Below are 25,586 nucleotides of genomic sequence, written 5' to 3' on the forward strand. Positions count from 1 at the left end.
CCTAGCCCGCCCACTTTTGGGACCAGTAAGTGTCCCAGCTGGACAACAACTCACTGGTGGACATCTTCCCGGTCAGCACGCGCTGGAGTTCGCCGTCGGACTTCTTGATCCACTCGCTCCACCAGGACACGCTTCGCGGCTGGACAGCCGAGACATACGTCTCCGGATTTTCTGTCATCTTGACGTAGGCGGCCCAGGGACCGGTGCTGTAGAAACTGTCCTGGGCGGCGGACTTCAGGGTCGGCACCAAGCTGTTGTCCTTGCTGAACGTGGTTGCAGCGTCGCCTTGGGCGAGGTACTTGATGAGCTTCACGGCCTCAGGCTTGGCGGTGGAAGCGGCAGCAATTCCCCAGCCGGCGGATGCCACGGGTTGAATGGCTTTCCCGCTCGGTCCTACCAACAGGGGAGCCACGTTCCACTGGTCTTCCTTGATGGACTTGGACTCCCGCACGGTAGCGATGACCTCAGGGTCCTGGAGCAGGAACGAGGTAGAGCCGTTGCTGAAGCCCTGCACCATTTCCGGGTAACCCCAGGCCACCGAGGACGGCGGCGAACCCTTCTTGAAGAGATCAATGTAGAGATCCATGGCCTCCTGCGCTTTGGGGGAGGAGAAGATCGTCTTGCCGTTGGTCAGCTTGAAGGCGTTTTCCTTGTCGATCTCGTCAGCCACGTAGGCCTCGATGATGGCGACTGCGTTGGAGTTGGCGTTGGTGCCCCCGCGGAACGCGTAGCCGAACTTGTTCTCTGCAGGCTTGTTGATGGCCGACGCCTGCTCCAGCATCTCGGACCAGCTGGCAGGCGGACCGGAGAAGCCGGCTTCCTTGACGACGTCCGAACGGTAGAACAGTGAGAGGCCGTAGAAGCCGTAAGGAATGTAGTAGGTCTTGCCGTTCTGCTTCGAGTACTTGACGGCGTTGTCCGTCAGGTTGTCCCAGCCGTCCCACCCTTTGAGGTCGGCCGACATGTCGTACAGCCACTCGTTGGCACCGAACGATCCTACGGTGATGTCACGGGCCTCGACGACGTCGATTCCCTTGCCGGACTGGAGCATCTGCTGGATCTTCTGGTCCGCCTGATCGGTTGGCGGAGAGATGAGGTCAACCTTGATGTTCGGGTTCTCTTGCTCGAAGCCGGAAATGAGCTTCTTCAAGGTGTCCGTACGTGTCGGATTGGTGAGGCTCTCCACCATCTTCAGCGTGACTTTTCCGTCTTTGGCGGGCTCGGTGCCGCCACATCCGGCAAGTGCAAGAACGGCCGCGAGACCGGCTGCGGCAGACATGATGAATCTTGATTTCACGTGGATCCTCCAATGACTTGGTGAGCGTGGGTAATCGCTGCCCCGGTGGGGCGGCATAGTCGGTGGTGACTGCGGTGGCGGCTAGCGGGAGCGCGCGAGCCGGACGAGCTCCGGGACCGCCCTTTCCGCAAAGGTTTCGTAGTCCTTGGGCGAGTTGTACAGGTGTGCCGAGAGCCGCAGGAAGCCCTCGCCGTCGAAGGTCGTGATGGCCGTTTCGATGTCCAGCCGATCCGAAATGTAGGCGCGGACGGCGTGCGAATCCTCATGCGTGGTGGCGAGGCCCTTCGGCAGCCGGACCAGGCGCAAGGGCCCCACCGGCATGCCGACCTTGACCGTTGGATCCTCGCCGGTGACGTCGGCAAAGGCGCCGGCAATCAGGGTCTGGCCGTAGTCACACAGTTCACGGGCGTAGCTGCGGAAGGTTGCCCAGCCGTAACGCTCCTCGATGGTGTCGAACGCGGTGCGGGCGGCCATCCAAGCGGTCACGTCCTGCGTCCCGACATGGTCGAAATTCTCCGGGAAGTCGTAGGGGAAGCCCCACGAATCGATCATTGGTTCCAGCGTCGCCGCGGCTGGGCCGCGTGCCATGAGCGCCGCTGTTCCCCGCGGCGCGCAGGCGAACTTGTGGAGATTTCCTACCCAGAACCCCTCGAAGTCTGGTACGGGGAACTCGAGCACACCCGGTGCATGGGCTGCGTCCACCAGGACCGGCACCCCCAGGCTCGAGGCTGCCTGGGCGATCGCCTCGACGGGGAAGGCACGGGCCGTGGCGGACGTGATCTGGTCGACCACGATGAGGGCCGTCCTGCTGGTGACCTCGCCCATGACGAGAGCGCAGGCGGTCCCGGCATCCGCGTCGAGAGGGATATCGGCGATCCTCACCCGGCCACCGTTCCTGCGGGCAACGCGCTCTGCGCCCTGCAACACCGCCCCATAGGCATGGTTTGTGGTCACAATTTCGGCGCCGTGCTCGAAGCTCAGCGAGTTGTATACGGTGCTCACGCCCGCGCTGGCATTGTGCACGAGGGCGGTGTCCTGAGCCTTGACGTTGAGGAACTCTGCGATCTCTGTCCTCGCCGTGGCCACCAGTTCGAACTGAGTCATAAACCACGGGCACGGATTCTGCTCCATGTGTCCCTTGAGGCTGAGCTGTTTGGCTTGGGCTGCACGGGGGACGGAGCCGTAGGACCCGTGATTGAGGTGGACTTTGGACGGCGTGAGGCTCCAGTCGGCCATTGAGGGTTCGCCCTCGGGGGTCAACATGGGATGCGGGGCCGTGAGCGGCACTGGGAGCACGATGTCCTTCGTGGTCGGAGAGGAGTGAACGCTCTGTAAGTTACATCACAGACACGATCAAGACAACGGACAATCCAAAATAGTCATAAGATGACTTTGGGGATTGCAGCGGACATAAGTGCCGATTTTCCGGGATTCTCAGTGTATAGGTACGATGTCTTGTGCTTTGAGGTATGACAATGAGACTTACAGAGCCCCGCGCCGCGAGCGTGGGGTAGCGTGTTACGAGTATCGGAAGGAGGCGACGTATTGGGTGCTGTCGAAACGGCCATGCAGGGCCTAAGAAACAAGATTGCCTCTGGCGAACTCGCGGCTGGGCAGAAATGCCCGCCAGAAGCCGAGTTGGCCGCCCAGCTTGGTGTATCGCGGAGCTCCCTTCGGGAGGCTGTGCGGGCCATGTCTGCCCTGGGCGTGATGGAGTCACGGCATGGCTCGGGAACTTATGTGTCTTCCTTGGAGCCGACGGTTATCCTCCAGAATTTTGCCCTTCTGGTGGACCTGCTTCCGCTGGACGGCCTGTTAGAACTCTTCGAGATCCGAAGGCTGATGGAATCACACGCTGCAGCAACTGCCGCGGCGAATGTCACGCCAGAGGTCCTGGCCAAGCTAACGGCGCTCGTTGAAACTATGGAGGCTACGGATAGCCCTGCCGAATATTCCGAACTTGATTCACGCTTTCATGAAGAAATCTGCCGCGCGAGCGGCAATTCGACTCTCGCGGCACTTGTCAGCCTGTTCCGCTCTCGCGGTGGACACTTCCATATCTTCGACGGCACGGTGGGGGCCCAAGTCCGAGAAGGCAGCACTGCGGGGCACAGCGCAATCGTGGACGCAATAGCGCGTAGAGACCCTACGTTGGCCGCCACCGCGACGGCCGCGCATATTGCCCAGACTGAGTCCTGGCTGAAGAAGTTGCGGCCTGCCCCGAGGCTGCAGGATTAGACTGGCGTGCCTTAGTGGTTCCGCAGCAGTGAAATGATCTCGGACTTCTTCTTGCCGGAGTATCCCTTGATTCCGAGTTCCTTGGCGCGGGATTTCAGTTTGTCCACTGTCCAATCGTCGTAGTCGCCGGACTCGCCTCCCTTTCGGCCTACTTCCTTGCGCCCCTGCTTGGCGGCGGCATTTGAAATGCGGGCTGCCTTTTCTTTGGAGGCGCCATCGTCGCGGAGTTCTTCATATAGCTTCGGGTCCTTCAGACTCGAATTCTTCTTTCCAGGCATGGTGCGCTTCCTTTCGGGTATTGATTATGCGCCTGTCTCATAATGTGGCTCGGCCACGGGTTTGGACTCCGGCGAGCCACGTTCGCGGAGATATACGGATGCGCCTACCAGCACTGCCACGGCGAGGAATTCGCTCTGCCAGTTCTGGAAGGATTCGAACCAGAACTGGCTGGATCCGAGGTACTCCCACGTGGATACCTCGGGCGAGCCGTGACTGAGTTGTTCTTCGTTATAGGCGGCCGTTCCGCCGATCGCGTGCAAAGTGAACGAGGCCAGGAAGAGCAGGCCCAATAGACCCGAAAGTGAGTGCTCGTAGACTTTCAGCACCCAGCCCCCGCGCCGCACAGGCCACGGTGTCTTAGCGGACTTCCTGGCTTCCCGCGGGTCTTCGTCCTGCGGGGCAGGCTTCCCAACAGGCTTGGATTCGGAGGAGCCCTTTTGGAACAGGAACACCGTCAGCACCACATACATGGCCATTTGAAGGAATTCCGACTCCCAGTTTTCAAAGACGGCTTCCACGAAGTGTCCGGTACCCAGATATTCGAGGATGCCAACTGCTGGCTCACCGTGCGTCTGCTGTTCCTCGCTGTAGCTCGATGCTCCGGAAACTACCATTCCGCCCAGGAACGCAACGAACAAGCCGACGTTCGCGAGCAGCAAGCCGTGGTCCTTGATCCATTGACGCACTGGTTGCCCCTTCCTGGAGATTTCCTGATGCTTTGTTGGTCTCAGCATTTTGCTCATGGTGCATTCCCGTTGTTGCCGCCGCCGTTTTGCAGGGCCCGCCGGTGCAGCCAGAGGGGCATCCCCACCACGAGTACCAGCAGGACCAGGATGATGAAGCTACCGGCAATCACTGCTGCGGTTCGGCCGGCTGTGACATCGAAGACCAAGGTGGCTGAACCCACGATCAAGATGGCTACGCCGGCCAATGCCCATTTGGTGATGGCGTCGGCGCTGGAGACGAGAGTGGCTTTGAGTCCCCGGCGGAAAAGGCGGCGATGCACGCTGACCGGAAGCAGGATCAAGGCAGTTGTGAGGGCCGCTGCCATGACATTGAAGAGGTAGAGGCCGCGTTGCCAGTCGTCCAGGTGCTCAAAGCGCGATTGGAAAGGCAAGGTCAGCAGGAAGCCGCCCAGGATCTGGACTCCAGTCTGGAGCACCCGCAGTTCCTGGATCAACTCCATCCAGTTGCGGTCCATCCGTTCTTCAACGGATTCGTTCCTGCCGGTCCTGGGAACCTGATCCGGCTCTACCATTCGTACACCTCCAGATAGCTATTGGTGGACGCTGACACTACACCGGACTACGGTCGAACTGTCAGCATTCCTCGAACAATTTCGGGGCCTCAAAGGATTTCCAAGGAGGAAGAAATGAGTCAGGACGAACACCGCGTTGATCCGGAAGACGCTGCCGGCGGCTATGGCACGCCAACCCCTGAGCAGGAACTGCCAGGACAGGGATCGGAGCGTGAAACACCGGAACGCCCATCGCCAGGAACGCCTCCCGGACCGGGGGAACCACCTGAGGGCAGCCCCACCCCGGAAGACCCGGATACCTCTCCTGTTCCGGAGTCCCCGGACGAATTCCCCACTCCGCGGGATCCCGACGCGGCGCCCCCTTCCACTGCGGGCGACTAAAGCACGGCGGCTAAAGCGCCTGTTCGGTAGATGTATCCGGGTGCCGGATGCGCCGGAGGACTGCCCCCTGCCTGCAGGTTCAACTGCAGTGGGACAGCCCTCACATTCCGCGGATATTCATCGGCAGTCCGACCATCGTGCTCGGCCGGTTCGGGTCATTGTCGCGGTGCGCGCTCTATACCGTGTGTCCCCTGCGGCCCGACATGAAGCTGAGCAGCCAGCCGATAGCTGCGATGACGAGGAGGACGACGCCTACCCACAGCAGCCAGTTCAGGGCCGACGAGAAGCCGCCCACCAAGAGAAGGACAATCGCAACTACACCAGCAATGATCAGAAGCGTGTTCATGGTCAGCACATTCCTTTCTGGGGGAATCCGCAAAGAATCTTTTGGATTCCTGACTATGCATTCCTCTTTACTTCGATTTACTTCTACCGGTACTTGGAAGCGTTCCACCGCCTCCAAGTGCCTTTTATCGCTATCACTTCCGGCCTTCGCCGAGGGGCGAAGTTCGCCAGATATGAACGGCGACACTCTTCATTGTACTACTAAGCATCCTTATGAAAGAGTTATTGATGTCGCCACTTGATGATTGACCTACGTTGAAGGAATTCGACACAAGGGTTTTTCGCTTGCACCGACCGTCCAAGGAGAGGAACACATGAAAGCGTCACAGCAGCTTGCAGACAACCTTCAAATCGTCCTGACAGACCTGATCGAGCTACAGCTCCAGGGCAAGCAGGCGCACTGGAACATCGTTGGTCCGAACTTCCGCGACCTCCACCTCCAGCTGGACGAACTCGTCGCCGCCACCCGGAAATTCGCGGATGACACCGCCGAGCGGATGCGGGCCCTTCACGCCCTGCCGGACGGCCGGAGCGGGACCATCTCGGCGGGCACGCGCCTTGAAGAATTCCCCGGCGGGCTGGTCAACACCAAGAACGCCGTCAAGCTGGTGACCGAGCGCGTGGAACGCACCGTCCAGACCATGCGTGACGTCCATGACGAGGTGGATGAAGAAGACCCCACTACCGCGGACCTCCTGCACGAATTCATCGCCCGCCTGGAGCAGCTCGTGTGGATGATCAACGCCGAAATCATGAGCGCGGGAGCCGCTGTCACGGATCCCGACGAAGCCTAACCGGCGAGAGAAGACGCGATCCTCGGACTGAAAATGCCAAGGCTTCGGCGAAGCGACCTTTCCAAGCCCGGTATTGAACGCCGCAGGGCAGGCAAAGGGTTCAGTTACAGGTATCCCGACGGGAGCCTGGTAAGCCAAGAGGATCGCCAGCGCATTAATGCGCTGGCGATCCCGCCTGCTTGGACCGAAGTGTGGATCTGTCCTGATAGCAATGGGCACATCCAGGCCACGGGAGTCGACGCCGCGGGTCGAAGCCAGTACATCTACCACCCGCGATGGCGCGAACGTAAAGACACGGAGAAGTTCCAGCGCGCCGCGGAATTGGGCTCCGTGCTCCCTGCGGTGCGAAGAACTGTCACGCTGCACTTGAAAGACGCGTCGTCTCCCAGGCAACAGACCCTGGCGGCGGCAGTGCGCCTCATGGACCTCGGCGCTCTCCGCGTGGGCTCTGAAAGCTACATGCGTCAGAACGGCTCCTATGGACTCACCACGCTCAGGTGCAGGCACGCCCGAATCAAAGACAATGCCGTCGGCCTGAAGTTTCCCGGCAAGAGCGGACAGTGGTGGGACACTTCCATCCAGGATCCCGCGCTGGCAGCTTTCCTTGAGCCACTGGCGCGGCGGCCCGGCAAGGAACGCCTGCTGGCCTACCAATCCGACGGTTCATGGGTTTCCGTTGATGCTTCGATGATCAACGAGTACCTGCGCGGCATTGCTGGAGCAGCCTACACCTCCAAGGATTTCCGTACTTGGAAGGGGACCGCGGCGGCAGCCCTATCCCTGTTGAAGTCCGAAGGCACCATGACGCGGCCCCAGGCTTTGGTGAAGGCCATGAAGGACGCTGCCCAACTGCTGGGTAACACCCCCACCGTGGCGCGTACCTCCTATGTGGATCCCAGGATCGTGGAGGCCTATCTGTCCGGAGAATTGCAGGACGTGAATCCGACCGAGGCCTCAATTGCCGCTTTCCTCGTTGGGAAGCAGAGCTAGAGCATTCCGGTTCAAGACACGGAGGTCCAAGACAGAGAAAAGGCCTGATGCCACCCAAATCCGGGTGACGTCAGGCCTTTTCCGTGTCGCTGAGCGGTTTCGCGGTCTTACTCGGCGTCGTGGTCCGTTTCGAGGATCTTCACCAGGGTGTCCAGGGCTGCTTCTGCGCCTTCGCCTTCGGCGCGCAGCACTACGACGTCGCCGTGGGAGGCGCCCAGGCTCATGAGGGACAGGATGCTTGCTGCGTCCATGGCGTCATCGGCCGGCTCGCCTTCACGGGCGATCGTGACCTCGAGATCAAGGTCGCCTGCGGCTTCAGCGAAGATTGCCGCCGGGCGGGCGTGGAGGCCGACGCGGCTTGCGATGGTAGCGGTACGTTCAGGCATTGGTGCTCCTTAGATGTGGGTGGTTGTGGGAATTCTAGAGGCCGAGCTCGTCCAGGATGGGAAGCTGGGCGCGGACCCCGCTGCGTGCCGCGGCTGCATTGGGTGCCGCCAGAGCGGTTGCCGCTAGCTTTTGCGCCTGGGCAACAGTCACCGTGGCAAGCACGGCTGCGACGGCGGCAAGCGCCCGCGCACTCATCGATAGCGTCGCGACGCCGAGTCCAACGAGTACGACGGCGAGGGCCGGGTCCGCTGCTGCCTCACCGCAGACGCCAACCGGCTTGGCCGTGCCGCTTTCGCCGCTGACCTGCGCGGCGCCGTCGGCCGTTAGCTTGACCAGCTGCAGTACTGCAGGCTGCCAGGGATCGTTCAGGGTGGCGAGCGGCCCGAGCTGACGGTCCGCTGCCATGGCGTACTGGGTGAGGTCATTGGTGCCGAGCGAGGCGAAGCTGACTTCGCGCAAAACTGTGGCCGCGGTCAGTGCTGCCGACGGGACTTCCACCATGACACCCGGGGTCTTGAGCCCGGCAGCGGCGCAAAGTGTGGCGAACCGCGCGGCCTCGTCCGCCGTCGAGATCATGGGTGCCATGACCCAGACCTCAGCGTTGTTGGCTGCTTCGGCGGCGGCGATGGCTTCGAGCTGCCGTTCGAGGACGCCGGGGGACGTGAGGTCCGTGCGGTATCCGCGGACACCGAGCGCAGGGTTCGGTTCGTCGGCGTTGGTGAGGAACGGCAGCGGCTTGTCCGCGCCAGCATCCAATGTCCGGACCACAACCTTCTTACCCGGGAAGGCTGCGAAGACCGCTCCATAGGCGGCGATCTGTTCCTCCACAGTGGGTTCGTCGTCGCGATCCAGGAAGCAGAATTCCGTCCGCAGAAGTCCAACGCCTTCGGCGCCGGCGTCGGCCGCTTTGACCGCGTCCGCACCAGTGCCAACGTTTGCCAACAACGGCACCCGGAAACCGTCGGCCATGGTGTTGTTCCCGCTGAAGGCCGCCAGCGTGGAAGCCTGGGTGGCCCACGCCTTGGCAGCCAACCGCAGGTCTTCCCCGGGCTCAGCAGTGATGGTGCCCGCGGCGCCGTCCACATATACCTCGGTGCCGTCCGCGATCTCATCCACGCCCAGGGCGGCTACGACGGCGGGCAGGCCGAGAGCACGGGCAAGGATGGCTGTGTGCGACTGCGGTCCGCCGCTGGAGGTAATAAGCGCGACTACCTTGGATGGGTCCAGCGTGGCAGTGTCAGCAGGCGCCAGGTCCTCCGCCGCCAGGATGAATGGGACATCGGAGGCCGGGATTCCCGGTGCCGGCAGGCCCCGAAGCTCAGACACGATTCGTGCCCGGACGTCGAGGACATCCGCCACGCGCTCGGCCATGTACCCGCCAAGGCCCTTGAGCGTCTCAGCCACCGTTCCGCCAGCTTCCCAGATCGCACGTTCAGCAGTCCGTGCACCGCCTGGAGCCTCGGGAGACAACAGCTTGATGGCCGATTTCACCAGCATGGGGTCGGCGGCCATCAAAGCCGTTGCTTCCAGGACTTCCTTGCCTTCTCCGTTGGCCGTAGCCGCGCGGGCCCTCAGTTCCGCCTGAACCGCCTTGGCAGCGTCCTTGATGCGCTGCCCCTGCGATTCAACCGTCACGTCGGCAGGAATGTTGACTGTCCCGTGCATCTGCGATGCGGGTTCCTGGACCGGTTTGGGCATTTGCTTTACCGGTGCCAGGACGCGCCCGGGAGCTACGCCTACGCCTGAGAAGGTCTGCATGTATCTGGTCCTCTGGTTGCTTAGGTGCTGTTGGGCTGACGGAGTATCTGCTGGCGCTTACACGCCTGCTGGGACGGGAACTGCCTCGGCCTCAACCGGCTTGCGGACAGCCCAGCGCTTGAGGGCAATCACCAGGAGGGCGGTGATGACCACACCGACAGCGATCGACAGGAAGAACAACAGGAAGTTGTCGATTGCGAAGAACACGAAGATGCCACCGTGCGGAGCCTTGGACGTGACCGCAAATGCCATGGACAGTGCACCGGTTACGGCGCCGCCCACCATGCTGGCAGGGATGACACGGAGCGGGTCAGCAGCTGCGAACGGGATAGCGCCCTCGGAGATGAACGATGCACCCAGAAGCCAGGCGGCCTTTCCGTTTTCACGCTCAGCCAAGGAGAACAGCTTCTTGTCCAGCACAGTAGCCAAGGCCATGGCGAGCGGCGGAACCATGCCCGCTGCCATCACTGCGGCCATGATCTGCCACGGTGCCTGGTTTGCCACAGTTGCCGTGCCGAGGCCGGCAACAGCGAATGAGTAGGCAACCTTGTTGACAGGGCCACCGAGGTCGAAGCACATCATGAGGCCGAGGATGATGCCGAGGAGGATGGCGCCAGCGCCGGTCAGGCCCGAAAGGCCGGTGTTGAGTGCCTTGGTCAGTGCCACGATCGGCGCGCCGAGGATGAGGAACATGAGGCCGGAGGCCACCAGGGAGGCGAGCAACGGAATAATGACCACAGGCATCAGGCCACGCAGCCAGCGGGGAACATCGAGCTTGCCGATCTGGAAGGCGATGTAGCCGGCCAGCAAACCACCAACAATGGCCCCGAGGAAGCCTGCGCCCATGAACCCGGAGACAGCGCCGGCAACAAAACCGGGGGCAATACCGGGACGGTCAGCGATGGCGTAGGCGATGTAGCCGGCCAGCGCGGGAACCAGGAATCCGAGGGACAGTGCGCCGATCTTGAACAGCACAGCACCGATATAGGCGCCCAGCGGACCCCAGGCGTTGTTCGGGAACTCGGTGGGCAGGTTGAAGATGTTGTTCTCAACCAGCATCTTGTCAGCGAAGCCCGTGATTTCGTAGCCGCCAAGCAGGAATCCGATGGCAATCAGCAGGCCGCCACCGGCGACGAAGGGGATCATGTACGAAACACCCGTGAGGAGTGCGCGCTTCAGCTTCTGGCCGATGTGCTCGCCCTTTTCCTCTGCAGCACGCTCTGCCTGCTCTTCAGCACCAAAGTGCGGGACACGGCGGGCGTGCGGGTCATCCGCAGCGGCCAACGCTTCCTGGACCATCTTGGTGGGCTCATCGATGCCGCGCTTGACCGGAGCGTTGATGACCGGCTTCCCGGCGAAGCGCTCCTTGCCACGGACGTCGACGTCGACAGCGAAAATCACGGCGTCAGCAGCGGCAATGATGGCCGGATCCAGCGGCTTGGCGCCGGAAGAACCCTGGGTCTCAACCTGGAGGTCCACGCCCATTTCCTGGGCGGCGGCAACGAGCGAGTCAGCTGCCATGTAAGTGTGGGCGATGCCCGTGGGGCACGCTGTCACGGCGACGATGCGCTTGGGTGCTGAGGTAGCGGCCGCTTCGCCGGCAATGGGGCTCGTGCCCGCTTCGCGATGCCCAACCACTCCGCGACCCCCATTCCCGGCTCCGCTGGTGCTCGGAGCGTCACCGATAGCGCCGTCCACGAGGTCCACTATTTCTTGAGGGGAAGAAGCGGCGCGGAGCGCTGCCGTGAAGTCCTTCTTGATGAGGGAGCGGGCCAGCTTGGAGAGCAGTTTCAGGTGCTCCTGGTCAGCGCCGTCCGGGGCAGCAATGAAGAAGATGAGGTCCGCCGGGCCGTCCTTGGCGCCGAAGTCCACCTTGTGGGACAGGCGGGCCATGGCGAGGGCGGGCTCTGTGACTGCGGCCGAGCGGCAGTGTGGAATGGCGATGCCGCCGGGCACGCCGGTTGCGGTCTTCTGCTCGCGGGCGAAGGCATCCGTGAAGAGCCCTTCAACCTCGGAAGCACGGCCGGCGGCGGCGACTTTGCCAGCCAGGACGCGGATGACGTCGGCAGGGGAGTCGCCCAGGTTCTGGTCGAGGATGACCAATTGGGGTGTGATCAGCTGGGTCACTGTTAGTCCTTCTGGAGGGCCGTGATGGTTACGGCGTTGGGGGTTGTCTGGTGGACTGCAGGGACAGTGGAGCCCGGCAGCGAAGCAGCAGCGGCACCATGTGCCACGGCCTGACGAAGGCAGTCCTGGGCGGAACCGCCTTGGGTAGCAGCCAGCAAGTAGCCGGCCAGTGCAGAATCGCCGGCACCCACCGTGCTGACGGCCTGGATGGGGGGATGCGTGGCGAGCCACGCCCCATCAGCCGTCACCAGGATTGCGCCCTTGGATCCGAGTGTTGCCAGAACGGCGCCCACACCGCTTTCGACGACGGCGGCAGCAGCTTGGGCGGCTTTTGCCGGGTCTGCTTCCAGTTCGTCAGCGGTTGAGACGATGGTGAAACCGGCAGCGGCTGCGAGCTCTGCGAGCTCTTCCGCGTTGGGCTTGAGGAGATCGGGTTTTCCTGCGGCATCGCCTTTCAAAGCTGCCGCAAGCGGAGCCCCGGAGGAGTCGATGGCGATGCCGGGAATGGCCGCTCCATCCGCGTTCGACCGGAGCCGACGAGCGATTGTGGCGTAGAAATCCGCGGGCACTCCTGGTGGGAGCGAGCCTGCGAGAACCACCCAGCTGGCGCCACGGGAGCGCTCCAGCAGCAGCCCGATCAGGGCTTCCTGCTGTTCATCGCTCAGCTCCGGTCCGGGTTCGTTGATCTTGGTGGTGACGCCATCCGGTTCGGTGAGGGTGACGTTGCTGCGTAGCGCCTGACCGATGGGCAGCGCAGCGAACGGCACGCCGGCGTCGTGCAGTCCGGAAAGGACCGGATCCGAGTCGGCGCCCGGAAGGACGGCCAGTGTTTCGAGGCCGGAAGCCACCAGGGCGCGGGAAACGTTGACGCCCTTTCCCCCGGACTCCTGGTGGACGGCGACAGCGCGCTGTACCTCGCCGCGGGCCAGTGGTGCGGGAAGCTCCACTGTGCGATCCAGGCTTGGGTTGGCCGTCAGTGTGACGATCATGCGATCACCACGTCAACGCCGGCTTCGGCCAGGGCCGCGGCGAGTTCAGCGGAGGGTTCACTGTCTGTAATCAAAGTGTCAACATCCTTCAGGGTGGCGAACTGGACCAATGTCTCGGCGTCCAGCTTGGAAGAATCGGCCAGTGCCACAACGCGGCGGGCTGACTTGACGAAGGCGGCTTTTACCGCAGCTTCTTCAGGATCGGGCGTGCTGAGCCCGAAGACGGAGTGGATGCCGTTTGCGCCGACGAAGGCGATATCCGGACGGAGTTTGTAGGCGGCCTCCACCGTGGACTGTCCGACGGCGGCCTGGGTCAGTCCGCGGACCCGGCCACCCAGGATTTGGAGGGCGATACCGACTGTGGAGGAGAGCTTGCCGGCGATGGGAATGGCGTGGGTGATGACCACGAGCTCTTCGTTGCCGTTGGCTGCAGGCGTGCGCTGGGCGAGCAGGTCTGCGAGGGTCTCCGTTGTGGAACCTGCGTCCAGCAGGATGCTGCCGGTGGTGAGCTCGGGTATCAGGGCAAGTGCCGCAGCGGCGATGCGGTGTTTCTCGGATTGGCGCTGGATGGCGCGCTCCAGGATGCTTTCCTCGCGGGTGCTCAAGCGGTCCGAAGGGACGGCCCCACCATGAACGCGGCGCAGGCTCCCCGAAACTTCGAGAGCCGCGAGATCCCGGCGGATGGTCTCAGTGGTGATGCTGAAACGGTCGGCGAGGTCAGTGACGCTCACCCGTCCGCGCTCGGCGACGAGTGCGGAGATCAGTTGTTGGCGCTCTTCAGCGAACACTTACCCTCCATTGCGGTAAAGCCATTTGTCAGTGCAGCCACATCAGGTGACTGCTGTCACAACGATGTGGAATTGCTTGACTCTATCTTTGTTTATGTTGGTAAGTCAATAGAAACCAACATAAACAAAGATCGCACTGGTGGGATGCTCCGCTGATGGGTAGCTTTTGTGCACGCCAAAGGGCATGCCGCACTCCCTGTAGTGCGACATGCCCTTCCATCGGATCCTGACTGGGATCCGGTCTATAGGGTTGGAAACCCTCTAAAGAGGGGGTTGTCCAGGTGGTTGTCCGGGACCGGGGGGTGCCGGTGGTGACGGCACCGTGGGCCCGGGAGTGGGTTCAGGGACCGGGGGAGGCCCCGGCTCCGGCAGGGGAACGGGCTCGGGTGTTGGCCCAGGCTCCCGGGTGGGGTCGGGATGCGAAGGGTCCGGCGGGAATTCACTCAAGGTCAAGCGCTCCGTACGTGGGGAGCACGCCGATGAAGCTCGCGCGTGACACTTGGGGAGTACCTGCTGGTGTCCCACCCGGAGGCGAGGTAGTCGATGGGAAGATTGTCCGGGTCCGGTGGATCCGGAAGCTTGTGCTTTCTGGCCGGCCTGTGATCAGAATCGGTAACTGGAGACTCGTCCCTCTTTGATTCGGTCTGCATGTTTTCCCTCCCTGTGCGTTTGCCTCTGTCAAAACTGGTTTCGTTGCTCATGGCGTTTGGTCACCATATCTAGTCCGGGATTTCCATGTGGAAGCCACAGGGGCAGCCGAGGACCCGCGTGTTGATGGTGACCTCGTACATGCGTAGTTGGCCGCCGGGCTTCAGGACAAGCGGGGCCTGGATCCGCCGTAGCTCGCAACTACTGGTCCTCATGGGTTCCCCGCAATGCAAATACTGGCCACCAAATTGCAATATGCCTTGGGAAACCCCGGGGCGGTTCAGGACGACGGCCACCCTTTGGACGCTGGCGGTCTGGTCGTAGGAGTAATTGCAGGCGCGGCATTCGTAGGCAACGTCCACCGTGTTGGGGGCGGGAGGGTAGTGGGATTGGATCGAATCCACCACCAGATGCTGGTCGGAATTGCAGCGCGTACACCATAGGGGCTCGTCTGGTTGGTGGGCTTCGTCCGGAACTCTGGACGCGGGCTGTGCCGACATGGGATTCACCTCTGCATTGTTAATGCGGGTGCCCGTCTGCATGAGCTGTAAAACCTGTCCGGCAATGCGGACTCTAGCTAGATTGTGCACATAGGTGCACGGCAGATGCAAGGATTCTGCCGCTTGTTCTTCAAGGGGTAACGAGTTGGGTCCGGACGATCGTAAACTGAATCATGGACGAAATGCACGTTGATTTCGCGGTGCCGGACGATGTCCCAGCCCCGCCGGATAGTGTCCCATCACTCGACGATGTTTCGGTGCCTGAACAGCTTCAGGACCTGGTGATCGACAGCGATGATGTGTCGGGATTCCTGCATGATCTTGCCGTCTTCTCCGCGGCCTCCGTTTCTGAAGCCGTGGGCCTGGATGTCCTGTGCGGGATCACCTTGAGCAGGCGACGCCGCACTGCCACTGTGGCAGGGAGTACCCACGAAGCTAGGCTGATCGATGAAGTTCAGCAAGCTTACGGTGACGGCCCGTGCCTGGAGGCTATGCGAAGCCACGGCACAGTGCATGTTCCCGATACTTCCACCGAGGAAAGGTGGTCCGACTACTGCACTGTCATCGCCGAACGCGGACACCTTTCGGCACTGTGCGTCCCGCTGGAGTTGGATGAGGGAGCTACGGCGGCCCTGAACTTCTTCGCGCCGAAAGCCCATGTCTACGACGATGAGACCATCCGGAATTGTGAGTTGTACGCCAGCCAGGCCGAACGGTCACTGAGGTTGGCCGTGAGGATTGGCATCAAGCAGCAGCACGCCGATGATCTTCAGCTTGCAATGCAGTCGAGGACTGTGATTGATCTGGCATGCGGCATCATCATGGGCCAAAACCGATGTAGCCAGGATGAGGCGTTCAGGATCCTCACCAAGGCGTCCAATGGCCGCAACCAAAAACTCAGGGATGTGGCTGAGCAGCTCATCAAGGCTGTGGCGGACGAAGCGCCCGTGGCCCACTTTGAGCCCTAGGGCGGCAGTCCCTAAAGGCCCCGCCCCACCTTGCATACTTGTGACGCCCGCCACTAATGAACTACATTCATAGGTGGGTTAAGCAGATAGCCCTTGGAGACTCATGACTTGGAGCCATCCAAGATGGTCCAAGAACTGCACCTGAAGCTGTGGCCACTATCGGCCGGCTCGCCGCGTGCATCCATGCAGGCCTCCTCGAGGAGCAATCAGCTTCTCCCGACGCGATGCGATATGTCGTCGGAACCACCTCACGGTGGATACGTGCATAAAAGGAGAATGGCAATGACGCTTGGATCCCCTATTCCCGCCCCGAAACCTGCGCTTGGGGCGAAACCCGCAACTTTTGACACCGCCACCCGGCCTTGGTGCACAGTTTGCGATACTGATTCGTACATTTTCGTTGAAACCGTTGTAGAAGCAGAGCCGAACCAGTCCGAAATCGTTGAAGTCAGCTACACCTGCAGTGAGTGCGATACGTTTTACGCCCACCCCGTGCCCTTGGCCGAACTCGTGCCGGAGATCCAAACCGAATTCCTGTCTACGTCCGCATCCGGCCTGTGGTTCAGCTGCACGCATTGTGGCGAGCCCATGACCTTGGGACGCCCCTCGGAGAGCATCATCGAGCCACCCAGGAGCACTGACGACCTGGACGGCCCGAGCCTGTTTGAGGTCTACCTGCAAACGCAGGTGCTCCATTGCCGCTGCGGTTTCCAGATGGAGGTTCCGCGCCACGTCGGATAACCGCGGACTCTAATTTCATTACTGCGGGGAGGGTAGCTATGCGTACGTTTGGCGTCGAAGAAGAGTTGCTGATCGCAGATCCCGTTGACGGGATGCCGCTTCCGCTTGCTGCGGGCATCCTGGACATAGCTGCCCAACCCCACATGAACACGGCAAGCTATCCGGAAGCCGGTGATTCCCTCAAGTCCGAGTTCAAACAGGAACAGATTGAGGTGAATTCCCGGCCATGCCGGACGGCAGCGGAGCTTCGCGATGAGATCCGCCTCGGGCGGGCGTTGGCAGACTCGGCCGCGCGGACAGTGGGGGCCCGGGTAGCCGCCCTGGCCACGCCCCCGGAGTTCCACGCGACGCCCACTTTGGGCAACCAACGGTACGCAACCATGGGTACCGAGTTCGGCCTCATTTCGCGCGAGCAACTCACGTGCGGATTCCACGTCCACGTGGCGATCGAATCGCCGGATGAAGGCGTGGGCGTCCTGGACAGGATGCGCCAATGGCTCCCGGTGCTCCTTGCTTTGAGTGCGAACTCCCCGTTTTGGATGGGCGCCGACACAGGCTTTGCCAGTTATCGGACCCAAATTTGGAACAGGTGGCCCACTGCCGGACCTATGGATGTCTTCGGCTCGGCAGAAGGCTACCGCTCGGTGCTCGCGAACCTCCTGGGCACGGGCGTCCCCTTGGATGAGGGCATGATCTACTTCGATGCCCGTCTTTCCAGAGGCCATCCCACCGTTGAACTCCGCATCGCGGACGTCTGCCTTTACGCCGAAGATGCCCTCACCATCGCGGTGATTGCCCGGGCTTTGGTGGAGACTGCGGCGACACAATGGCGGAAAGGGGAGCCGCCGTCGGACGCTTTGACCAGCCTGTTGCGCATGGCCAACTGGCGGTCCAGCCGCTTTGGTGTCAACGATCAACTGATTCATCCGATGGACCAGCGGCCCTATCCTGCCGCGGATGTGGCAGGGGCCTTGCTGCGACACGTGCGCGGGGCGCTGACGAAATCCGGGGACCTGGCACTCGCACGGTCGGGTGTGGCGAAGATCCTTCGCCGCGGCACGGGTGAACGTCTGCAGCGCCAGGCCTACGGCCGGCGGCTTCGGCTGTCCGACGTCGTTTCTGCCGCTATCGCCTCGACGCATGAGTACGGCGAACGCTCAAGCGCTGGGCTGGTGAGGCATTAACTCAGGACTGACGTACTGCGGAAAGCACGACGGCGACAGGTCCCGTAAGTCTACGGCTGGCCTGTCGCCGTCGTACTTATGCTTGGGCCTTAGCCCTGATTGATGCGGATCATGTTGCCGGACGGATCGCGGAAGGCGCAGTCGCGGGGACCCCAGGGCTGAACAATCGGCTCCTGGAGGACTTCGGCGCCGGAAGCGCGCAGCTTTTCAAACGTGGCGTCGAGATCGTCCGTGTTGAACACGAGCATGGGCATGACGCCCTTGGTGAGCAGCTCCTGAATGGCGTCGCCATCAGCCTGCGAGCGGCCGGCGTGCGGAGGGGACAGAACGAGTTCGAGGTCGGGCTGGGCCTCGCTGCCGAGGGTAACCCAGCGCTGGCCGTCCGAGCCGACGTCGTTCCGGACTTCCAGGCCGAGGGCGTCGCGGTAGAAGGCGAGCGACTCATCGACATCGTTAACGGTGACGTGTGCGTACTTCAATGAAATGTTCATGTCTCACACGCTATTGCAGCTGTGAGGCGGGCGCTTCTTCAATCCTGCTCAGGTTCTTATTGCCGTTTCTTTCAGGGCGCGTTTGCTGCTTCGCGATGCAGGTGGGCATCGCCTTCACGGCATGGTGCTCGCGTGAGCGGTATTCACTGGGCGTCATGCCGACGATCTCCGTGAAGCGTGAACTGAAGGAACCCAGGGATGTACAGCCCACCTCCATGCAAGCATCAGTAACGCTGGTTCCGGTCCGCAGCAGGGCCATGGCCCGTTCGATGCGCCGGGTCATGAGGTAGTTGTAGGGCGATTCACCGTACGCGGCCTTGAACTGGCGGGAGAAATGCGCGGGGGACATGAGGGCGCCGGCTGCCATCGTGGGGACATCCAAGGGCCGCGCGTACTCGCGATCGATGAAATCGCGGGCGCGCCGCAGATGGGCCAGGTTGGCCAGTTCCTGCGGTGTCATGGGGCCAGTCTACTAGGCTCGTCCCATGGATTCAGTGGTCTGGTCGAAGCCCGAAAACCAGCGCAGGGGCACCCCATTGCTGGTGATGATGCACGGCTACGGCACCAGCGAGCAGCGCATGGTGGACTTGTTTCCGTATCTTCCAGCGGAATTCACCTGTGCCGCCCTTCGCGGCCCGAAGGAAATCGGCGACCACTACGGCTGGTTCCTCCTGGACTACTTCCTGACGAACGACTTCGCCGATGTCATCACCTCCACCAACTCCGTCTTCAACTGGATCAACACCGTGAAGGAGAACCACAGCAGCGTCAGCCTGCTGGGCTACTCGCAGGGAATGGCCATGGCCAGCACGCTCCTGCGGCTGCGACCACACGCCTTCAAGGCAACGGTTGGTTTGTCCGGCTTTGTCCTGGACAACGACCTCCTGGCGCTCAGCGAATCCTTTGAATCGCCTCCGCCCTTCTTTTGGGGTCGGGACAAGGCGGACCCGGTGATCAACGAAGACGCTATCGCCCACACTCAAGAGTGGCTGGAAGCGAATGTAGCCCTGACCGCGCGTACTTACCCGGGAATGGGGCACAGGATCGAGCCCCCGGAGCTGGTGGATGTCAGCGCCTTCCTCAGGTACTACGTGTTAAACGGGCACTGACGGTGTTCAACGGGCGCTGAGGCACTGCCACAGGCTCCGGATTAGACGGCATCAGCCCGTCAGAATCAACCTTCCCGTGAGATTCGCGTCACAAATTCGCATTCGGCCACACACTATTGAATGACAAAATTGTAAGCGCTTACACTTTTGGCTTGCGGCCGTCCCAATGTGGAGTCATCCCGGGGCGCAGTGCCGTTCTCCCAACGTGTCATCGAGTATGGAAAGGGTTGAGGCCGTGTTGCATGGTTAGGACTCACAGGGTGACGATCCAGGACGTTGCAGTCCTCTCCGGATTGTCCATTTGTACGGTGTCCAGGGCTTTGAGGAACCTCCCCAACGTTTCCGAAAAGGCTCAACGGCAAGTGGCGGAAGCCGCGAACAAGCTGGGCTACAAAGCCTCGGCTGCAGCATCAAGACTGGCCGGTGGCAGCACGGGCTCCGTAGCCATCATCGCCCCCACCGCCACAGCGTGGTTCTTCGCACAGGCCGTGGAAGCAGCAGAAGAAGTCTTCGGCGACAGCGGCTACGACACCGTCCTGATTAGCCTTCGCAACAAGACCAGCGTCCGGAAGCAGATCTTCGGCGATCTTGAACGGCTGGCGCAAAGGGTGGACGGGCTGCTGCTGCTCAATGTTGACCTCGACCCGGAGGAAGTGGGAGCTTTGGAAGCTTCCGGACTGGCAGTCGCCAGCGTGGGCATGCGGAATGTTCCGTGGGACAATGTTGGTATCGATGACGAGCACGCAGCTTGGCAGGCCACCCAACACCTGCTGGGGCTGGGCCATTGGGACTTGGCCGTTCTTTCGAGCAATGAACACTCCGTTGCCACTGAGACCCCACGGTTCCACGGCTTCAGGCGTGCACTGGATGAACACCACCTCACCGTCCACCCGGACCTTGTGGTGGCTGCTGGGCCAAGCATCGACGACGGCCGCCGGGCAATGACCGAACTCATCACCCGCGGCGCACGGCCCACTGCAGTGTTCGCCCATTGTGATGAAGCAGCGTTCGGCGCGCTGATGGCGTTGCGGGAGCACGGCTTGTCCGTGCCCAAAAACGTGTCCGTGATCGGAATCGATGACCATCCCATGAGCTGGTTCCTCGGACTGAGCACTGTGGCGCAACCCGTTGCCGACCAAGGTGCCTTTGCCGCGAACCTGCTGTGCGAACGACTTTTGAATACAGATCCCCCCAACCCACCCTCCACTCATCTGCTCGATACCAAGCTCATCGAACGCAAAACCACGCGCCACAAGCGCTGAACGGACCTATGCACATGACTGATCTTCGTAATGCCTGGACTGGCGCTTCGGCGCTCTTGTTCGACCTCGACGGCGTGCTGACGCCCACTGCCGTGGTGCACGAGCAGGCCTGGCAGGAGCTGTTCGACTCCTACCTCGCCGGGGCCGGCCACCCGCAGGGCTACCAGGAAAGCGACTACTTCGATCACATCGACGGCAAGCCACGCTTCGATGGCGTCCGGGACTTCCTGACCTCGCGCGGAATCACACTGCCGGAAGGGCCCCTGGATGACGCCCCCACGAACGAAACCGTGCAGGGCCTGGGGAACCGCAAGAACGCAATCTTCAACGAGATCGTGGACACCCGCGGCGTCGAGCCTTTCGCCGGCTCGGTCAAGTTCATCAATGCCGCGCTGGAGCTGGGACTAAAGGTCGCCGTCGTGTCCTCCTCACGAAACGCGCCCGCGGTACTGAAGGCAGCCGGACTCGACCACCACTTCACGGTGGTCGTCGATGGTCAGGTAGCGGCCGCCGTCGGACTTCCCGGCAAGCCGGATCCGGCCACGTTTACTTACGCGGCGTCCCTGCTGGACGTCCCCACCCAGGAATGCATCGTGGTGGAAGACGCCGTTTCCGGCGTGCAGGCCGGCAGCGCCGGCAACTTCCAGGCCGTCATCGGCGTGGACCGCGGCGCTGGCCGCCAAACACTGCTCGACGCCGGCGCCACGCTGGTGGTCGACGACCTCAACGATCTTCTCTGACCCTACTTTTCGAAGGACCTCTTTAGCCCATGGCACTCATCAGCTCTGATCGGCTGCGCTTTCCCTGCGAGCCTTGGAAGCTCGTGGAAAGTATCCACGTCCCCGGTGACGAGGGAACCCTGGAAACGCTGTTCGCCCTTGGCAACGGCCACCTTGGCGTCCGTGGCGCCCATTCCACGCGTGGCGACGGCGAACTTCCCGGCACGTTCATCAACGGATTCCACGAGATCTGGGACATCAAGCACGCCGAGAATGCGTACGGCTTTGCGCGGACCGGCCAGCGGATTGTGTACGTCCCGGACGCCAATAACTTCACGGTATCAATCGATGGCGAGGCCCTGAGCCTGGCCGAATCCACGGTGCTGGACTATCACCGGAGTGTGGACTTCTCCACAGGTGTCTATGAGGAAACCACCACGTGGGCGTGCCGCTCCGGCGCTACGGTCACTACGGTGGAGCGGCGGGCCGTCGGGTTCGATTCGCGCGGATGTCTTGGCCTGGAACTGTCCGTGAGCGCTGACCGCGACGTGTCCGCGGACATCGTTTCCGGCGTCGTAAACCGGCAGGACCAGCCTGTGGAGGACCACTCTGTCCATGATCCCCGGCGATCCGGCCGGCACGCCGGCCGTGTCCTGCTGCCGCTGCACCTTCAGGGAGCCGATGGCTCCCTGCGCCTGGCGTGGGAGACCTCGGAATCCCGCCAGCGCATCGCGATGGCTGTGGATCACTGGATCTCCGCCGAAGGCCAGCCCTTCGAGACAGTCGTGGCAGAGGACGAGTCCTCCGTCCGCTACGTCCTGGCTATCAGCAGCGGCGAAGCTTTCCGTCTGGAGAAGACGGTCAGCTACGTCGTGGCCGGACGCGCCCTGACTGCCGATGACGACGGCGGCGAGAGTCTGGCCGCAGACGCCGAGGCCAATCTGGTGCCGTTCTCCGAAATCCTCGCGCAGAGCCATGCCCACTACAGCCAGTACTGGACCACCGCGGATGTCGCCATCGGTGGGCAGCCCGAACTCCAGCAGGCCGTGCGGTGGGCACTCTTCCAGCTGGCGCAGGCAACAGCCCGCGCCGGCGTCGCCGGCATTCCGGCGAAGGGCGTGAGCGGCTCCGGGTATGAGGGCCACTACTTCTGGGATCAAGAGGTCTACCTCCTCCCGTACCTGACGTACACCAGCCCCGACGGTGCCCGGAAAGTGCTCGAATCACGGCACGCCATGCTTCCGGATGCGCGTGTTCGCGCCAAGGAACTCAGCGTGGACGGAGCCCTGTTCCCGTGGCGCACCATCAACGGGCTGGAAGCGAGTGCCTACTACGCGGCCGGAACAGCACAGTTCCACATCGCAGCAGCCATCGCATTTGCCGCCAACCGCTACGAATGGGCCAGCGGCGACGCGAGCTTCCGTTCCGACATCGGCGCCGACCTGCTGATTGAGACGGCACGCATGTGGGTCTCCTTGGGCTTCTTCGGCAAGGACGGCCTCTTCCACATCCACGGCGTCACCGGGCCGGATGAGTACACCGCCGTGGTCAACGACAACCTCTACACAAACGTCATGGCCCGGTTTAACCTCCGTGCCGCAGCTGCCTTGGAGCACGAAGGCATCGCTGACACCGAACGATTGGTGTGGCGCCAAGCTGCCGAGCGCATGTCCCTGCCCTACGATCCCCACCTGGAGGTCTTCAGCCAGGACAACGACTTCATGACCTTGGAGCCCTGGGATTGGAATACGCCCAAGTCCAAGTACCCGCTTCTGCTGAACTTCCACCCGTTGGTGATCTACCGGCACCAGGTCCTTAAGCAGGCCGACACCGTGCTGGCCATGTTCCTCCAGTGGCAGGACTTCTCAGCCGAGGAAAAGCAGCGTGCCTTCGACTTCTACGATCCCATTACCACCGGTGACTCCACCCTCTCCGCCTGCGTGCAGGGCATCATGGCCGCCGAAGTCGGGTATGGCGACGTCGCGCTGAAGCACTTCACCGAAGCGTTGTTCATTGACCTGGACAACTCACACGGCAACACGATCGACGGCGTCCACATCGCCTCCACCGGCGGAATTTGGAGCTCGTTGGTCTGCGGTTTTGCCGGAATGCGGGATCAAGGCGAGGTACTGCGCTTCGATCCGCGGCTCCCTGAGGAATGGGAGGGCCTCTCCTTCCGGCTCAAGGTCCGTGGCCGTTTGCTGTCTGTGGAGCTCATGCAAGGATCCATCGCGCTGGCGCTCTTGACAGGTTCGGGCTACAGCGATGAGCAACTGCCCATCCGGGTTCGGGATCACGACGTCACCGTCAGCGCGGACACCATCACGGTGCCGCTGGACACGGTACCCGTCCCGCCGCCGTCGATCTTTCCCAGCGTCTTCCCGACGGCAGGACTGCCTATCGTTCGGGCATAGACCGGCACGTGGACTGGCTTCTCAGTTGGGTTGTCCCTCAGTTGGGCTGTCTCAGTTGGGCGAGGGAAACGTGGACGTGTGGTCCTCAATGAGACCGCTAGCTGCGATTTCCCTCAGCGTGTAGATGGCCTTCGCTGCTGCGCCTTTGTCCCTATAGGTGACGGTGAGCGCGAGTTCGATTCCGTCGTCATCCACGAGGCGGACCCTGCAGTCGCCGCCAGTGGCGTCCACGACTTCGAAATGCCCTGCCATTAAGCGGCACCCGGCTGCATTGCGTCTGCCGTATGCGTGTTGTCCGCCTGTGTGTCGTCCGCTTGCGGATGGCCAGCAGATTGGCGCCGATCCAGCTCGTTGTTGATGAGCTCAAGAAGCGCCTGGGCAGGCTCGGACAAGTGATGGGTATCAGCCGAGCCCAGCTGATCGCAATGGATGAGGACGTGGCGGATGCGTTCGAGTTCGCGGGACGGAACCAAAGGCCAGCGGTGAAACAGTTGCCGTACGGCTATCGCCCCGAGGAGGGCGTCAGGTTTGTTGGGCGCAACATGGTGTCCTGCCGCTCTTCTTCGAGCGACAGCAGCCGCGGAAGATACGCCTCCATGTGCGAGGAGGATCTCGGATTTGAGGGAATTGGGGGCCATGCGGACCTCCCGAAATAGATCGAGGGAAGCCGGCTGCGTGACTTTCAATCCAGCTTACAGAATGTGAGTTATGTCATGTCAATGATTACGTGATCTGCAATAGTGGCAAGATGATCAACCAGCAACAACTCTGGGACGAGGAAGCCGCCACTCAGTACGACACCCCCGGGGAAGGAATGTTCTCCCCAGAGGTGCTCGGCCCCACGGTGGAGGTTCTCTCGGACCTAGCGGGAGACGGTCCCGCCGTCGAGTTTGCCATTGGTACGGGCAGGGTGGCCATCCCCCTCTCGGAGGCGGGCGTCCGGGTCAGCGGCATCGAACTGTCCCACGCGATGATCGCCCGATTACGGGAGAAAGCCGGTGAGGACCGGATTCCAGTGGTTCAGGGGGATATGACGTTGGCGGGGGTGGGCACGAACTTCTCGCTTGCCTTCCTGGTGTTCAACACCATCGCCAATCTGCTGACCCAGGATGAGCAGATCCGGTGCTTCCAGAATGCTGCCCGCCATCTTGCACCAGGCGGCCGCTTCCTCATTGAGCTCTGGGTGCCACAGCTTCGTTCGCTCCCACCCGGACACGGAGGAACTGTTGAAGTGAGCGAGCCCGGGTATCTTCTGGTGGACAGTTATGACGTGCTCCAGCAGCACGTCATCTCGCATCACGTGCGATTCGGCCCCGACCTATCCGACGGGCGGGCCGCACGCATCGATCGGACACCACACCGATACATTTGGCCGAGCGAGCTGGATCTCATGGCGCGGATAGCCGGGTTTGAGCTCGAATCCCGATGGGCCGACTGGGACCGCAGCGAATTCACCGCAGAATCCCGAAGCCACGTATCGGTGTACCGGCTCACGGAAATCTAAGCCCCCGGTTGGGATTGTTAGGCTGGAATGCATGAATCGCCGCCTTGCAACATTGTCCGCCGTGCCCCTCTTTCTCCTCCTCGCCGGCTGCGGCTCCGTGGAGGAAGCTGCCGGGAACGCTGCCAGCGAAGCAGCCTCGAAGGTGGCCGCTGCTGCTGCCGAGGAAGTCAACAAACAAATTTGCGCCGTGGTCCAGGACGGATTGGTGAGTGTTGAGGACAAGCAGGTACTCGGCGGGCTTGTCACTGCTGCCCGAACCGCCGGTGTTCCCGCCGAAATCACGACTCCGCTGAACCAGATTGCCGAAGCAGGCGACGAGGTCCCGGCTGAGTCGGTCCAGGCATTGAAGGAAGCTTGTTCGGCATAGTCCTCGTACCTGGGATCGAGTCGTACCTGGGGATCGAGCCGTACCAGG

General features: G+C 62.1%; 30 protein-coding genes. 13 read left to right on the forward strand and 17 right to left on the reverse strand.

Going from position 1 to position 25,586, the window contains the following annotated elements:
• Position 1: 1 nt before the first annotated feature.
• On the reverse strand, positions 2 to 1,297 hold the full coding sequence (locus AC1DD5_RS13830; RefSeq protein WP_477521807.1) for an ABC transporter substrate-binding protein: 1,296 nt from the start codon (positions 1,295 to 1,297) through the stop codon (positions 2 to 4).
• Between the two features lie 81 nt (positions 1,298 to 1,378).
• On the reverse strand, positions 1,379 to 2,533 hold the full coding sequence (locus AC1DD5_RS13835) for an aminotransferase class V-fold PLP-dependent enzyme (RefSeq protein ID WP_477521808.1): 1,155 nt from the start codon (positions 2,531 to 2,533) through the stop codon (positions 1,379 to 1,381).
• A gap of 309 nt (positions 2,534 to 2,842) precedes the next feature.
• Here AC1DD5_RS13835 and AC1DD5_RS13840 point away from each other — a divergent pair, with 309 nt between their 5' ends.
• Positions 2,843 to 3,535 carry a FadR/GntR family transcriptional regulator gene (locus AC1DD5_RS13840; protein WP_477521809.1) on the forward strand — a complete coding sequence of 231 codons (693 nt, stop codon included), beginning with the start codon at positions 2,843 to 2,845 and terminating at the stop codon, positions 3,533 to 3,535.
• Between the two features lie 11 nt (positions 3,536 to 3,546).
• Here AC1DD5_RS13840 and AC1DD5_RS13845 read toward each other — a convergent pair whose 3' ends face one another.
• Genes AC1DD5_RS13845 through AC1DD5_RS13855 form a run of 3 tightly spaced genes read right to left on the reverse strand, consistent with a single transcriptional unit; the run spans position 3,547 to position 5,072 of the window.
• Positions 3,547 to 3,813, reverse strand: coding sequence for a DUF7218 family protein (locus tag AC1DD5_RS13845; protein ID WP_442016323.1), 267 nt, complete (start codon positions 3,811 to 3,813; stop codon positions 3,547 to 3,549).
• A 24-nt stretch (positions 3,814 to 3,837) separates the two neighbouring features.
• Positions 3,838 to 4,500: a DUF6766 family protein gene (locus tag AC1DD5_RS13850; RefSeq protein WP_442016324.1), complete on the reverse strand. Its 663-nt coding sequence runs from the start codon at positions 4,498 to 4,500 to the stop codon at positions 3,838 to 3,840.
• A 53-nt stretch (positions 4,501 to 4,553) separates the two neighbouring features.
• On the reverse strand, positions 4,554 to 5,072 hold the full coding sequence (locus AC1DD5_RS13855; RefSeq protein ID WP_477521810.1) for a DUF6328 family protein: 519 nt from the start codon (positions 5,070 to 5,072) through the stop codon (positions 4,554 to 4,556).
• 114 nt (positions 5,073 to 5,186) lie between these two features.
• Between AC1DD5_RS13855 and AC1DD5_RS13860 the strand changes: the two genes are divergently transcribed.
• Positions 5,187 to 5,453 (forward strand): hypothetical protein, encoded by a 267-nt coding sequence (locus AC1DD5_RS13860; RefSeq protein WP_477521811.1) that lies wholly within the window; start codon positions 5,187 to 5,189, stop codon positions 5,451 to 5,453.
• 175 nt (positions 5,454 to 5,628) lie between these two features.
• Here the strand turns inward: AC1DD5_RS13860 and AC1DD5_RS13865 are convergent, their stop codons facing one another.
• Positions 5,629 to 5,799: a hypothetical protein gene (locus AC1DD5_RS13865; RefSeq protein WP_223935420.1), complete on the reverse strand. Its 171-nt coding sequence runs from the start codon at positions 5,797 to 5,799 to the stop codon at positions 5,629 to 5,631.
• A gap of 313 nt (positions 5,800 to 6,112) precedes the next feature.
• Between AC1DD5_RS13865 and AC1DD5_RS13870 the strand changes: the two genes are divergently transcribed.
• Both AC1DD5_RS13870 and AC1DD5_RS13875 read left to right on the forward strand, forming a co-directional pair.
• The gene (locus AC1DD5_RS13870) at positions 6,113 to 6,592 is read left to right on the forward strand and encodes a Dps family protein (RefSeq protein WP_442002900.1); all 480 of its coding nucleotides are present in this window, start codon (positions 6,113 to 6,115) and stop codon (positions 6,590 to 6,592) included.
• A 33-nt stretch (positions 6,593 to 6,625) separates the two neighbouring features.
• A complete protein-coding gene (locus AC1DD5_RS13875; protein WP_477521812.1) occupies positions 6,626 to 7,582 on the forward strand; it encodes a DNA topoisomerase IB in 957 nt (318 codons plus the stop codon).
• Between the two features lie 107 nt (positions 7,583 to 7,689).
• Here AC1DD5_RS13875 and AC1DD5_RS13880 read toward each other — a convergent pair whose 3' ends face one another.
• From AC1DD5_RS13880 to AC1DD5_RS13910, 7 genes are all read right to left on the reverse strand, one after another.
• Positions 7,690 to 7,968, reverse strand: coding sequence for an HPr family phosphocarrier protein (locus tag AC1DD5_RS13880; RefSeq protein WP_442016337.1), 279 nt, complete (start codon positions 7,966 to 7,968; stop codon positions 7,690 to 7,692).
• 34 nt (positions 7,969 to 8,002) lie between these two features.
• On the reverse strand, positions 8,003 to 9,727 hold the full coding sequence (gene ptsP, locus AC1DD5_RS13885; protein ID WP_477521813.1) for a phosphoenolpyruvate--protein phosphotransferase: 1,725 nt from the start codon (positions 9,725 to 9,727) through the stop codon (positions 8,003 to 8,005).
• Between the two features lie 57 nt (positions 9,728 to 9,784).
• Positions 9,785 to 11,854: a PTS fructose transporter subunit IIABC gene (locus AC1DD5_RS13890; RefSeq protein WP_477521814.1), complete on the reverse strand. Its 2,070-nt coding sequence runs from the start codon at positions 11,852 to 11,854 to the stop codon at positions 9,785 to 9,787.
• 2 nt (positions 11,855 to 11,856) lie between these two features.
• Positions 11,857 to 12,843 (reverse strand): 1-phosphofructokinase family hexose kinase, encoded by a 987-nt coding sequence (locus AC1DD5_RS13895; protein WP_477521815.1) that lies wholly within the window; start codon positions 12,841 to 12,843, stop codon positions 11,857 to 11,859.
• Positions 12,840 to 13,631: a DeoR/GlpR family DNA-binding transcription regulator gene (locus AC1DD5_RS13900; protein WP_477521816.1), complete on the reverse strand. Its 792-nt coding sequence runs from the start codon at positions 13,629 to 13,631 to the stop codon at positions 12,840 to 12,842. Before AC1DD5_RS13900 ends, AC1DD5_RS13895 begins: the two co-directional genes overlap by 4 nt.
• Positions 13,632 to 14,080: 449 nt before the next feature.
• A complete protein-coding gene (locus AC1DD5_RS13905) occupies positions 14,081 to 14,281 on the reverse strand; it encodes a hypothetical protein (protein ID WP_477521817.1) in 201 nt (66 codons plus the stop codon).
• Positions 14,282 to 14,350: 69 nt separating this feature from the next.
• The gene (locus tag AC1DD5_RS13910) at positions 14,351 to 14,779 is read right to left on the reverse strand and encodes a hypothetical protein (protein WP_477521818.1); all 429 of its coding nucleotides are present in this window, start codon (positions 14,777 to 14,779) and stop codon (positions 14,351 to 14,353) included.
• Between the two features lie 173 nt (positions 14,780 to 14,952).
• On the opposite strand from AC1DD5_RS13910, the gene AC1DD5_RS13915 reads away from it, so the two are divergent.
• From AC1DD5_RS13915 to AC1DD5_RS13925, 3 genes are all read left to right on the forward strand, one after another.
• On the forward strand, positions 14,953 to 15,747 hold the full coding sequence (locus AC1DD5_RS13915; protein WP_477521819.1) for a GAF and ANTAR domain-containing protein: 795 nt from the start codon (positions 14,953 to 14,955) through the stop codon (positions 15,745 to 15,747).
• Between the two features lie 282 nt (positions 15,748 to 16,029).
• Positions 16,030 to 16,488, forward strand: coding sequence for a hypothetical protein (locus AC1DD5_RS13920; RefSeq protein ID WP_477521820.1), 459 nt, complete (start codon positions 16,030 to 16,032; stop codon positions 16,486 to 16,488).
• Between the two features lie 38 nt (positions 16,489 to 16,526).
• On the forward strand, positions 16,527 to 17,672 hold the full coding sequence (locus tag AC1DD5_RS13925; RefSeq protein WP_477521821.1) for a glutamate--cysteine ligase 2: 1,146 nt from the start codon (positions 16,527 to 16,529) through the stop codon (positions 17,670 to 17,672).
• Positions 17,673 to 17,761: 89 nt separating this feature from the next.
• On the opposite strand, the gene AC1DD5_RS13930 is transcribed toward AC1DD5_RS13925, so the two are convergent.
• Both AC1DD5_RS13930 and AC1DD5_RS13935 read right to left on the reverse strand, forming a co-directional pair.
• Positions 17,762 to 18,163, reverse strand: coding sequence for a VOC family protein (locus AC1DD5_RS13930; protein ID WP_477521822.1), 402 nt, complete (start codon positions 18,161 to 18,163; stop codon positions 17,762 to 17,764).
• A gap of 10 nt (positions 18,164 to 18,173) precedes the next feature.
• Positions 18,174 to 18,623, reverse strand: a complete 450-nt coding sequence (locus AC1DD5_RS13935; RefSeq protein ID WP_477521823.1) for a helix-turn-helix transcriptional regulator — start codon at positions 18,621 to 18,623, stop codon at positions 18,174 to 18,176.
• A gap of 25 nt (positions 18,624 to 18,648) precedes the next feature.
• On the opposite strand from AC1DD5_RS13935, the gene AC1DD5_RS13940 reads away from it, so the two are divergent.
• The 4 genes from AC1DD5_RS13940 to AC1DD5_RS13955 all read left to right on the forward strand — a co-directional run bounded on the left by AC1DD5_RS13940 (position 18,649) and on the right by AC1DD5_RS13955 (position 23,667).
• Positions 18,649 to 19,272 carry an alpha/beta hydrolase gene (locus AC1DD5_RS13940; RefSeq protein WP_477521824.1) on the forward strand — a complete coding sequence of 208 codons (624 nt, stop codon included), beginning with the start codon at positions 18,649 to 18,651 and terminating at the stop codon, positions 19,270 to 19,272.
• Positions 19,273 to 19,532: 260 nt separating this feature from the next.
• Entirely contained in the window at positions 19,533 to 20,534 is a 1,002-nt protein-coding gene (locus tag AC1DD5_RS13945) for a LacI family DNA-binding transcriptional regulator (RefSeq protein ID WP_477521825.1), read from the forward strand.
• Positions 20,535 to 20,542: 8 nt separating this feature from the next.
• Entirely contained in the window at positions 20,543 to 21,274 is a 732-nt protein-coding gene (locus AC1DD5_RS13950; protein ID WP_477521826.1) for an HAD family hydrolase, read from the forward strand.
• Positions 21,275 to 21,303: 29 nt separating this feature from the next.
• Positions 21,304 to 23,667 (forward strand): glycoside hydrolase family 65 protein, encoded by a 2,364-nt coding sequence (locus AC1DD5_RS13955; protein WP_477521827.1) that lies wholly within the window; start codon positions 21,304 to 21,306, stop codon positions 23,665 to 23,667.
• Between the two features lie 51 nt (positions 23,668 to 23,718).
• Here AC1DD5_RS13955 and AC1DD5_RS13960 read toward each other — a convergent pair whose 3' ends face one another.
• Together AC1DD5_RS13960 and AC1DD5_RS13965 are read right to left on the reverse strand one after the other, a co-directional pair.
• The gene (locus AC1DD5_RS13960) at positions 23,719 to 23,919 is read right to left on the reverse strand and encodes a YegP family protein (protein WP_477521828.1); all 201 of its coding nucleotides are present in this window, start codon (positions 23,917 to 23,919) and stop codon (positions 23,719 to 23,721) included.
• Positions 23,919 to 24,305: a hypothetical protein gene (locus AC1DD5_RS13965; protein WP_477521829.1), complete on the reverse strand. Its 387-nt coding sequence runs from the start codon at positions 24,303 to 24,305 to the stop codon at positions 23,919 to 23,921. Before AC1DD5_RS13965 ends, AC1DD5_RS13960 begins: the two co-directional genes overlap by 1 nt.
• Positions 24,306 to 24,415: 110 nt before the next feature.
• On the opposite strand from AC1DD5_RS13965, the gene AC1DD5_RS13970 reads away from it, so the two are divergent.
• Both AC1DD5_RS13970 and AC1DD5_RS13975 read left to right on the forward strand, forming a co-directional pair.
• Positions 24,416 to 25,171, forward strand: a complete 756-nt coding sequence (locus AC1DD5_RS13970; RefSeq protein WP_477521830.1) for a class I SAM-dependent DNA methyltransferase — start codon at positions 24,416 to 24,418, stop codon at positions 25,169 to 25,171.
• 31 nt (positions 25,172 to 25,202) lie between these two features.
• Entirely contained in the window at positions 25,203 to 25,538 is a 336-nt protein-coding gene (locus AC1DD5_RS13975) for a hypothetical protein (protein WP_477521831.1), read from the forward strand.
• Positions 25,539 to 25,586 lie beyond the last annotated feature (48 nt).

The sequence above is a fragment of the Paenarthrobacter sp. 10L420 genome (assembly GCF_056395385.1).

Excerpts from the sequence above, each read along its gene's own strand:
- AC1DD5_RS13960 (WP_477521828.1), bottom strand. The coding sequence starts at position 23,919 with ATGGCAGGGCATTTCGAAGTCGTGGACGCCACTGGCGGCGACTGCAGG.
- AC1DD5_RS13870 (WP_442002900.1), top strand. The coding sequence starts at position 6,113 with ATGAAAGCGTCACAGCAGCTTGCAGACAACCTTCAAATCGTCCTGACA.
- AC1DD5_RS13920 (WP_477521820.1), top strand. The coding sequence starts at position 16,030 with ATGACGCTTGGATCCCCTATTCCCGCCCCGAAACCTGCGCTTGGGGCG.
- AC1DD5_RS13955 (WP_477521827.1), top strand. The coding sequence starts at position 21,304 with ATGGCACTCATCAGCTCTGATCGGCTGCGCTTTCCCTGCGAGCCTTGG.
- AC1DD5_RS13865 (WP_223935420.1), bottom strand. The coding sequence starts at position 5,799 with ATGAACACGCTTCTGATCATTGCTGGTGTAGTTGCGATTGTCCTTCTC.
- AC1DD5_RS13975 (WP_477521831.1), top strand. The coding sequence starts at position 25,203 with ATGAATCGCCGCCTTGCAACATTGTCCGCCGTGCCCCTCTTTCTCCTC.
- AC1DD5_RS13965 (WP_477521829.1), bottom strand. The coding sequence starts at position 24,305 with ATGGCCCCCAATTCCCTCAAATCCGAGATCCTCCTCGCACATGGAGGC.
- AC1DD5_RS13905 (WP_477521817.1), bottom strand. The coding sequence starts at position 14,281 with ATGCAGACCGAATCAAAGAGGGACGAGTCTCCAGTTACCGATTCTGAT.
- AC1DD5_RS13895 (WP_477521815.1), bottom strand. The coding sequence starts at position 12,843 with ATGATCGTCACACTGACGGCCAACCCAAGCCTGGATCGCACAGTGGAG.
- AC1DD5_RS13940 (WP_477521824.1), top strand. The coding sequence starts at position 18,649 with ATGGATTCAGTGGTCTGGTCGAAGCCCGAAAACCAGCGCAGGGGCACC.
- AC1DD5_RS13935 (WP_477521823.1), bottom strand. The coding sequence starts at position 18,623 with ATGACACCGCAGGAACTGGCCAACCTGGCCCATCTGCGGCGCGCCCGC.
- ptsP (WP_477521813.1), bottom strand. The coding sequence starts at position 9,727 with ATGCAGACCTTCTCAGGCGTAGGCGTAGCTCCCGGGCGCGTCCTGGCA.
- AC1DD5_RS13835 (WP_477521808.1), bottom strand. The coding sequence starts at position 2,533 with ATGGCCGACTGGAGCCTCACGCCGTCCAAAGTCCACCTCAATCACGGG.
- AC1DD5_RS13915 (WP_477521819.1), top strand. The coding sequence starts at position 14,953 with ATGGACGAAATGCACGTTGATTTCGCGGTGCCGGACGATGTCCCAGCC.
- AC1DD5_RS13880 (WP_442016337.1), bottom strand. The coding sequence starts at position 7,968 with ATGCCTGAACGTACCGCTACCATCGCAAGCCGCGTCGGCCTCCACGCC.
- AC1DD5_RS13925 (WP_477521821.1), top strand. The coding sequence starts at position 16,527 with ATGCGTACGTTTGGCGTCGAAGAAGAGTTGCTGATCGCAGATCCCGTT.
- AC1DD5_RS13845 (WP_442016323.1), bottom strand. The coding sequence starts at position 3,813 with ATGCCTGGAAAGAAGAATTCGAGTCTGAAGGACCCGAAGCTATATGAA.
- AC1DD5_RS13855 (WP_477521810.1), bottom strand. The coding sequence starts at position 5,072 with ATGGTAGAGCCGGATCAGGTTCCCAGGACCGGCAGGAACGAATCCGTT.
- AC1DD5_RS13860 (WP_477521811.1), top strand. The coding sequence starts at position 5,187 with ATGAGTCAGGACGAACACCGCGTTGATCCGGAAGACGCTGCCGGCGGC.
- AC1DD5_RS13970 (WP_477521830.1), top strand. The coding sequence starts at position 24,416 with ATGATCAACCAGCAACAACTCTGGGACGAGGAAGCCGCCACTCAGTAC.
- AC1DD5_RS13950 (WP_477521826.1), top strand. The coding sequence starts at position 20,543 with ATGCACATGACTGATCTTCGTAATGCCTGGACTGGCGCTTCGGCGCTC.
- AC1DD5_RS13875 (WP_477521812.1), top strand. The coding sequence starts at position 6,626 with ATGCCAAGGCTTCGGCGAAGCGACCTTTCCAAGCCCGGTATTGAACGC.
- AC1DD5_RS13930 (WP_477521822.1), bottom strand. The coding sequence starts at position 18,163 with ATGAACATTTCATTGAAGTACGCACACGTCACCGTTAACGATGTCGAT.
- AC1DD5_RS13910 (WP_477521818.1), bottom strand. The coding sequence starts at position 14,779 with ATGTCGGCACAGCCCGCGTCCAGAGTTCCGGACGAAGCCCACCAACCA.